The sequence below is a fragment of the Mesorhizobium sp. M0854 genome (genome assembly GCF_040319815.1).
GTDB lineage: Bacteria > Pseudomonadota > Alphaproteobacteria > Rhizobiales > Rhizobiaceae > Mesorhizobium.
The window spans coordinates 1-826 of the sequence record NZ_JAMYOL010000086.1; the positions used below are offsets into that span (position 1 = coordinate 1).

Below are 826 nucleotides of genomic sequence, written 5' to 3' on the forward strand. Positions count from 1 at the left end.
CTAGGGCTTGTTGAGATTCATTTGGAGTTGATGACGGCAGCAGCGAGATGAATGATGGCATTGAAGCTCTGGTCGGTTTTGTCGGCGCGCATGGCGATGCGTTTGAACTCTTTGAGTTTGCAGAAGAAATTCTCGATCAGATGACGCCATTTGTACATCTCGGCATCGAGCGGGATCGGCTTTGTTCGGCGCGGATGCTGGGAAATGACGATCTTGGCGCCACGCTCGTTCAAATCGGCGATGATGGTGTTGCTGTCGAAGGCCTTGTCGGCGATCAGAGCGCCGAAGGAGAGGCCTTGGATGAGCGGTTCGACACCGACCGTATCGAAGCGCTGGCCCGGCAGCAGGACAAAGCGCACGAGATTGCCAAGCGCGTCGGTAAGCGCCAAGATTTTGGTTGTCATACCGCCCTTGGAGCGACCTATGGCCTGGCTTTGAGTCCCCCTTTTGCGCCCTGGCCGTGTCGATGGACCTTGACGATGGTGGCGTCGACCATGGCGTATTCCATGTCCGGCTGGCCCGAGCAAGCCTCGAAAAGCCGAATGAAAACATCGGCTTTGACCCAACCTCGGTATCGCGTGAAAACGCTGTTCCACTTTCCGAAGAGGGCAGGCAGATCACGCCACGGACTGCCAGTCCGCACGATCCAAAGAACCGCTTCGACGAACAGGCGATTGTCCTGGCCGCTTCGCCCAGGATCCGCTGGCTTACCCAGACAATGCGGTTCCATCTTCGCCCACTGGGCGTCCGTCAGCACGAATCGTTCCATCCAAAGCTTGAATCACGATCAAGCCAGAATGGGAATCATGAATATCAACAGGCCCTA

General features: G+C 56.5%; 1 protein-coding gene. It reads right to left on the bottom strand.

Annotated elements, in window-relative coordinates; genetic code table 11:
* Positions 1-17: 17 nt before the first annotated feature.
* Positions 18-769, bottom strand: a protein-coding gene (locus NKH99_RS32640; protein ID WP_353017981.1) for an IS5 family transposase whose coding sequence is annotated in 2 segments (ribosomal slippage) — positions 18-439 and positions 439-769 — 753 coding nt in all. Because the reading frame shifts where the segments join, the coding sequence is not laid out codon by codon here.
* Between the last annotated feature and the right edge of the window lie 57 nt (positions 770-826).